This is a genomic window from Candidatus Aquarickettsia rohweri, assembly GCF_003953955.1.
Taxonomy (GTDB): Bacteria; Pseudomonadota; Alphaproteobacteria; order Rickettsiales; family Midichloriaceae; genus Aquirickettsia; species Aquirickettsia rohweri.
In genome coordinates, this window is the sequence record NZ_RXFM01000068.1 from 1 (window position 1) to 7,485 (window position 7,485).

Genomic DNA, 7,485 nt, shown 5'->3' on the forward strand with positions numbered 1-7,485 from the left:
CTTTTAGATGGAAGACTGCGTATTGATAATAATGATTCGGAGCGTAGTATAAAACCATTTGCAGTTGGCAGAAAAAATTGGATGTTCTGTGCAACAACTAAGGGTGCTAAAGCTAGTGCAAATATTTATAGTATTATTGAAACTTGCAAAGTAAATAAGATTAATCCTTATGATTATTTAAAATATTTGCTGAATCATATTCATGATTATTCTGATCCAAAAGAGTTAGTAAATTTACTTCCATATAATATTGATAAAAAAATATCATCAAATTAAATTTTTTTTAGAATTATCAAAAAACTTAAGAAACCCAAAGAAAGGCGGATAATACTTGTCAAGATGGGGATATTTTAGCGTTTACTTAATAATAAAAACCAACCTGAGCAATTGAAATCATGTAACCTTTTAATGTCTATTAATAGAAGCATCACAAAAAGCATTATAAATATTATAATACTTGTGACTAATATTAACATATTTGATACTGGGGTTTTTAATATAAAAATAATGGGAACTATTAAGCAAGTATAAATTCCTGTTAGTGCGAAACATTTAACACGATTTATCCTGTTGGGGAGTTTAAAAACATTTAGTAATTCTATTAATCTAGAAAACATAATTTTAACATTTTTAAAGTTAATTTTTACCCTTGTGTACAATAAAATACATTCCACTAAAGACTATAAATGAATAGCCTATAAGTGAATATACATGTGGTATGGCTTCTTTTAAAATTAAACAAGCAAATATACCAGTAAAAGGTAATCTTAAATAATCAAAAGGCCCAACTATAGACATGTCAGATAATTTATAAGCTCTAAAAAATGATACCTTATGTAATAAACTTGCCAATCCTGCGGAAAGAATTAGTAATAATGATTGAGTTGTAAACTCTGGCCATTTTGCACAAGACATATTGATATTAAAATTACTAAAAACAAATGAAAATTTGAAAAATGCTAATGGCAGAGCAAAAATTGATGCAAATAGACTTGAATAAAATAATTGTGCTCTAGAATGCTCAGTTTTAGTTAATTTTTTTATAATTACATTATTAATAGACCAAAATAATAATGCTAAAAATGCAAAGTAATGACCTTTATTTATATTTTTTCCAAAACTTTGAAAATCTTCAATAAATATAATTCCTATAATACTACCTAATAGTAAAATAATCTTAGGCAAAGTGATTTTTTCATTAAATACTAATATTCCAGCAATAACCATAAAAACAGGTGTTAATTCTGATATAGCAGCTGCATTGATCACATTCATTACTGATACAGCATAAAACATTGAGAGTGATCCCATTATACTGAAAAACCCTCTTAAGGCATGAAAGAATAATTTTTTAGTTTTTAAATGATGAATAAAGCCTAATTTTAAACATGAACACAATGTTAAAATTAAAATAGTAATTTTATATAAAAAGCCCACTTGATTAGAAGTAAAGCCTAAATTATTTGTTAAAATTTTAACTATAATATATAACAAAGACATAAAAAATGCATTTGCTATCATTAATAAAATACCTGATAAGTGCTTGGAAGGCTTAAAAGAAATAATAGATTTAATCACAAAACTAAAAACTATATAATAAAGTTTTTTATTACTGTATATTCATGGTATATGTCAATATAATTTTATATTGATTATTAAATTTAATAGATTATTAATATAGCTAAATAGTGCAAACTATGGAAGGGTGGCCGAGCGGCTTAAGGCGCACGCTTGGAAAGCGTGTTTACCCTCACAGGTAACAAGGGTTCGAATCCCTTTCCTTCCGCCAGGGTAAAGGGCATGAATAAAAAATGATATTATTATGAATAATTTAAAGAAACCTGAATGGTTAAGAGTAAAGGCTCCAACAGGAGAAATTTTTGAAAAAACTAAAAAGATTGTAAAAGAAAAATCCTTAAATACAGTATGTGAAGAAGCTGCATGCCCAAATATATGCGAATGCTGGAATAAAAAGCATGCAACATTTATTATTCTTGGTAGTGTTTGCACAAGAGCTTGTAGATTTTGTAATATTGAAACAGGCTTGCCAGATAAATTAGATCCACATGAACCCGAAAAAATTGCTAAATCTGTTTTTGAATTAGGATTGAAACATGTTGTTATAACTTCTGTAGATAGAGATGATTTAGAAGATGGAGGAGCTAATCATTTTGCAAGATGTATACTGGAAGTAAAAAATAAATGTTCTGATGTGACTATTGAAGTATTAACCCCTGATTTTTTGAGAAAAGGAGATGTATATAAAATTATTGTAGATGCTAAACCTGAAGTATTTAACCATAATATAGAAACAGTTCCATCTTTGTATCCAAAAATTAGGCCAGGATCAAGATATTTTAATTCTTTAAATTTATTAAGTAATGTAAAAAAATATGATAAAAATATTTTTACAAAATCTGGCATGATGGTTGGTTTAGGGGAGAATTCAGAAGAAGTATTGCAGGTTATGGATGATTTAAGATCTGCAGGTGTTAACTTTTTGACTATAGGTCAGTATTTACAACCTACTTCAAAACATGCTACTGTTAAAAAATATGTTGAACCTGATGAGTTTAAATATTACGAAAAAATGGCAAAAGTGAAGGGATTTGAAATGGTTTCAGCTACCCCACTTACTAGATCTTCTTATCATGCAGAGGAAGATTTTTTAAAATTGAAACAAAAATGTATTAATGAATAGTATTAGGGATAATAAATTTAAAATATTTTATTGGAATAAAAAGCAATGTAAAAAAAATTTAAAAGCATTATTATTTATTTGTATTTTTACTTTGCTAGCTATAGATACTTTAAAATTTAAAATTTTAAATAAAAAATTTTATGATATATCATCATCTACATACTCTGTAATATCTTATCCTATACATTTAATTCAGGATAGATATTATAAATTGAAAAATTATTTCTCAATTGTAAATAGTAAGCAGGATATATATTTAGAAAATCAGCAATTAAAAAAATTAATTCAAAATATAGAACTAATTAAGGAAGAAAATAAAAATCTTAGGCTCTTAGTTAATTTTCAAGATAATTTTCATTTTTCAAAAGTTACTAGTAGAGTTGTAGTTGAATCAATAGATAACTTTGATAAACAGTATTTGTTAAATATTGGACTGCATAATGGGGTTAAAAAGGGATATGCAATAGTAGATGATAGTAAATTAATTGGAAGGATCATAGATGTAAATGATAGATCATCAAAAATGCAATTAATTAGCAGCAATCAATCTAAAATTCCTGTGATGGTTTTGGGTACTGAGTATAGTGGAATTATGAGTGGTGGTAAAAAAGAAGGATATTTAAAGTTATTCTACTTACCTCAACAAGCAAAAATTGATGATAATGCAATAGTTGTGACATCTGGAGAAGGTGGATATATGCCATATGGTATTTATGTAGGTAAAATAAAAAAAATTAATGGACAATTTTTTGTTAAAACATGTTTAAAATGTGAAAATTCTTTTAGATTAGTTAGTGTGTTAAAACCTGAAGAAAATTTTGCTAATGCAAAAATTAAAAACTAAAATAATAATCAGTAAATATGAACTAGAAGTTTTTATTGGCATTTCTCAAGAAGAAAGGACACATAAACAAAAAATCATATTAATAATAGAAATTTTTTTTACAGAGGTGCCACAAGCTATTAATTCTGACAACATTAAAGATACAATATGCTATTATAACTTATGTAATAAATTAAAGCAGTTTAATAACAAGGTTTACTGCACTATAGAGTTTCTTGCTCAACAAATATTTGAATTGCTAAATAATATAATATATCCTAACAGTTTAAGGTTAGAAGTAAAAAAATTTCCAATGATTGAAAATCTTAAAGGATATATTAGCTTTGTAATTGAAAATTGTGATAAATAACCATTTTATGAAAAGTAAGTTTATAATCATTATAATCATAACAATTTTATTTATTATATTTTTTAAAAAAGATATAGGTCCAATTACACTAGACAATGATAAATTACTTTATACAATATATACAGTATTAGTTTTATCTGCATTAATAATTGCTATATTTAACTCTAAAACTCCATTTAAACAGCTTATAAAAGCTGCTGGAGCTTGGGTAATTATTATAGGCGTACTATTAATAGGATTTAGTTATAAAAGCGAATTAGTAAGGATTTATAATAGGGTTTATGCTAATTTAATACCAGGTAATTATGTCAAAGACAATAAAAAGACCGTTATTGTTTATGCAAATCAATATGGTCATTATTATGTTAATTCTATAACTCAAGGAGCTAATATTAAATATCTAATTGATACTGGGGCAACCACAGTATCATTAACCAGAGCAGATGCAGAAAAAATAGGGATTGATATTAATAAATTAAACTACACTCAAAAAGTTTCAACAGCAAATGGTATTGTATTATCTGCTCCAGTAAAATTGGATTATATTCAGATTAATGATATTATAGTTGAAGATATTAGGGCTTCAGTTAGCCAAGACAATGGCTTAGAAAAATCACTACTTGGAATGAGTTTTTTGAATAAATTAAATTCTTTTGAAGTTTCTGATGACTCATTAAAAATGATTGGAGAATAAGCATTAATAAATAGCTATTTAGTGGGGGTAACAATGTGTGTAAAAAAATTTAATAGACTTTTAATATATTTACTTTATTTTGCTGTATTATTATTTTTATTTAATTTATTAAGAGTTATGGTAAACGATGATATCCAACCACCAATAGCAAAGAAGGATCAAAGTATTTCTAAAAATTTTAATGATGAAAAAATTGATTTTTATTCTTGGTTAAGGGATGAAAACTACCCTAAAATTAATAATAATGAAATATTAGACTATCTTAAATTTGAAAATAATTATTCTAAATATGAGTTATCTAGGTATTCAGATTTAATTGATAAAATATACAATGAAGTTAAAGATAGGATAAATGAAGAAGATGAAACAGTACCAATTAAAATAGATGATTATTACTATTATTCATATATTAGTAAGGACATGGATTATTGGGTGCATTCAAGAAAATACAAATCACTAGAAAATAAAGAAGAAATATTAATAGATGAAAATAAATTAGCTCAAGACCATGATTATTGTAATGTTAAAGGTATTAAAATTAGTCCAGATCATAAATTAATTGCATATGCAGTAGATTATAAAGGTAATGAAGAATATGAAATAAAAGTAAAAAATATAAAACAAGATAAATTGTTAAATGATTATATTCCAAATACATTTGGTGAATTGGTTTGGCATGAAAATAATAAAGGATTTTTCTATATTCCAACTGGTGAAAACTGGAGAGCTAAAAAAGTATTATTTCATAAATTAGGAACTAGTTATGAAAAAGATGTATTAGTTTATGAGGAAAAAGATATAACTTTTAGTGTTAATATTTACAAAAGTAATAGTAAAAAATATTTAATAATTGTTTCTGGAAATAATGAAGAAAATGAAAATTATTTTATTAATTTATCTAAAAATAATTTAGAACCCAAGCTTTTCTATAAAAGAAAAAGTGGTCATAAATATTTTATTAATGATCATAATAATAAATTCTTTATTATAACGAATGATAAAGGTAAAAATTTCAGAATTGCTGAGATTGATAAAGATAATATGAATAAACCATGGAAAGATTTTGTTGCTTATTCAAAAAGTAGATATATTAGAAACTTTGAACTGTACAATCAAAACATGGTTATTACATCTTCTAATAATCATAATGGCCTGCTAGATATTGAAGTAATAAACTTAGAAAATGGATTTTCAAAAAAATTGGCTTTTCCTAATCAAAGCTATCATGTTGATGTTATTTTTACTACCTATGATGCAGATGGTTTTAGATTTAATTATAGTTCGCTATCTACGCCACTTACTATAAAAGAGTATAATTTTAAATCAGGAAAAGAAAAAATATTAAAAGTTGACAAAATTCCTTCAGGATTTGATTTAAATAATTATAAAGTTGAGAGATTATATGCAAAAGCCAGAGATGGCAAAAAAGTTCCCATCTCATTAATTTATAAAAAAGATAAATTTAAATTAGGATCAGATAATCCTTTGTATCTATATGGATATGGGTCATATGGAATATCAATCCCACAGACATTTAGAAAAAATATATTTTCATTAGTTGATAGGGGATTTGTTTATGCCATTGCTCATGTTAGAGGTGGTGATGACTTAGGATATGAATGGTATGAATCTGCTAAATTTCTAAATAAAAAGAATACTTTTTATGATTTTATTGATGCTGCAAAATATTTAATAACTAATAAATACGTAAAAAAAGGAAACATCACTATTATGGGAGGAAGTGCAGGAGGTATATTAGTTGGATTTTGTGCAAATGAAGAACCAGAATTATTTAATACTGTTGTTGCACATGTTCCTTTCGTAGATGTACTTAATACAATGCTTGATGAAAGCTTACCACTTACACCAGGAGAATTTAAAGAATGGGGAAATCCTAAAGAAAAAGAATATTATGATTATATAAAAAGTTATTCTCCATATGATAATGTTAAAAAGCAAAATTATCCCCATTTTTTTATAACAGCAGGATTGAGCGATCCAAGGGTAACATATTGGGAACCTGCAAAATGGGTAGCAAAATTAAGAGAATCTAAAACAGATAAAAATAAAATATTGTTTAAAATTAATATGGATGCAGGACATGCTGGCAAAACAGGAAGATATACACATTTAAAAGAAATTGCTGAAGAATATGCTTTTGTAATTGAAAAAGCAAAGTAATTTAATAAAAAATTTTTATTTAGTTGCATGAAGTTAGAGTTTTGTTAGAATCTCTTATTATTATATGAACAACCCGATATTGACTAATAGTATCCAATTGCGATGGAAAGTTTTAATAGATACTTTAACAATCTAACAATCATTGACGTTTCAATAGTCATTATACATTTTTTTGCATGTATAATGATTGGTTTTTATCACTGGAGAAAAATTAAGACAGATGTAGATTTTTATTCACTTAATTTTGGTAAATCATTACCAACAATTTTAATATGCACCATTTTCGCAACAGCAATTGGTGGTGGCACTATTATGGGGTATGTAAATGAAATTTATAAAAATTCTATAATATTAATCTTTATCATTACTCAACCACTTTACTGGATCATTACAAGTAAAGTGCTTTTATCTGGCATTGATAGAATAAAAGATTGCAAAACTTTAACACAAATAATGAATAAAATATTTGGGAAAATAGGTAAAATTACTAGCTTATATACTTCATTAATAGACTGTATTATTGCTTCTTCAGTGCAAATTATTGCATTCGGACTTCTATGCGAATATTTTTTTCAACTTAATTTTTTAAGTGGCATTTTAATTGGAATTGTAGTTATTAATATATATTCACTTTTAGGTGGATTAAGAGGTGTTATAACTATAGACATAATGCAATTTTTAATCTTTTTCATAGTAATACCAGCTTCATATGTGGT

General features: G+C 25.7%; 9 protein-coding genes and 1 tRNA gene. 8 read left to right on the forward strand and 2 right to left on the reverse strand.

Annotated elements, in window-relative coordinates:
• Nucleotides 1–276 (forward strand): transposase domain-containing protein (locus EIC27_RS07915; protein WP_153183752.1); only part of this gene is annotated, 276 nt, incomplete at its 5' end.
• A gap of 74 nt (nt 277–350) precedes the next feature.
• Here the strand turns inward: EIC27_RS07915 and EIC27_RS08275 are convergent.
• Entirely contained in the window at nt 351–617 is a 267-nt protein-coding gene (locus tag EIC27_RS08275) for a DUF805 domain-containing protein (RefSeq protein ID WP_126045001.1), read from the reverse strand.
• 19 nt (nt 618–636) lie between these two features.
• Complete coding sequence (locus tag EIC27_RS04925) at nt 637–1,578, reverse strand: DMT family transporter (RefSeq protein WP_153183767.1); 942 nt, start codon at nt 1,576–1,578, stop codon at nt 637–639.
• 121 nt (nt 1,579–1,699) lie between these two features.
• On the opposite strand from EIC27_RS04925, the gene EIC27_RS04930 reads away from it, so the two are divergent.
• The 7 genes from EIC27_RS04930 to EIC27_RS04960 form a co-directional block, all read left to right on the forward strand.
• Nucleotides 1,700–1,789: transfer RNA gene (locus EIC27_RS04930), tRNA-Ser, on the forward strand.
• A gap of 33 nt (nt 1,790–1,822) precedes the next feature.
• A complete protein-coding gene (gene lipA, locus EIC27_RS04935; protein ID WP_126045003.1) occupies nt 1,823–2,701 on the forward strand; it encodes a lipoyl synthase in 879 nt (292 codons plus the stop codon).
• On the forward strand, nt 2,694–3,545 hold the full coding sequence (gene mreC / locus EIC27_RS04940; protein WP_126045004.1) for a rod shape-determining protein MreC: 852 nt from the start codon (nt 2,694–2,696) through the stop codon (nt 3,543–3,545). The genes lipA and mreC overlap by 8 nt, the downstream gene beginning before the upstream one ends.
• Nucleotides 3,526–3,894: a dihydroneopterin aldolase gene (locus EIC27_RS04945; RefSeq protein WP_126045005.1), complete on the forward strand. Its 369-nt coding sequence runs from the start codon at nt 3,526–3,528 to the stop codon at nt 3,892–3,894. Before mreC ends, EIC27_RS04945 begins: the two co-directional genes overlap by 20 nt.
• 7 nt (nt 3,895–3,901) lie before the next feature.
• Nucleotides 3,902–4,588: a retropepsin-like aspartic protease family protein gene (locus EIC27_RS04950; RefSeq protein ID WP_126045006.1), complete on the forward strand. Its 687-nt coding sequence runs from the start codon at nt 3,902–3,904 to the stop codon at nt 4,586–4,588.
• 33 nt (nt 4,589–4,621) lie between these two features.
• Complete coding sequence (locus tag EIC27_RS04955) at nt 4,622–6,769, forward strand: S9 family peptidase (protein WP_126045007.1); 2,148 nt, start codon at nt 4,622–4,624, stop codon at nt 6,767–6,769.
• Nucleotides 6,770–6,952: 183 nt separating this feature from the next.
• Nucleotides 6,953–7,485: sodium:solute symporter family transporter (locus EIC27_RS04960; protein ID WP_205702342.1), on the forward strand; the 533-nt coding region annotated here is incomplete at its 3' end.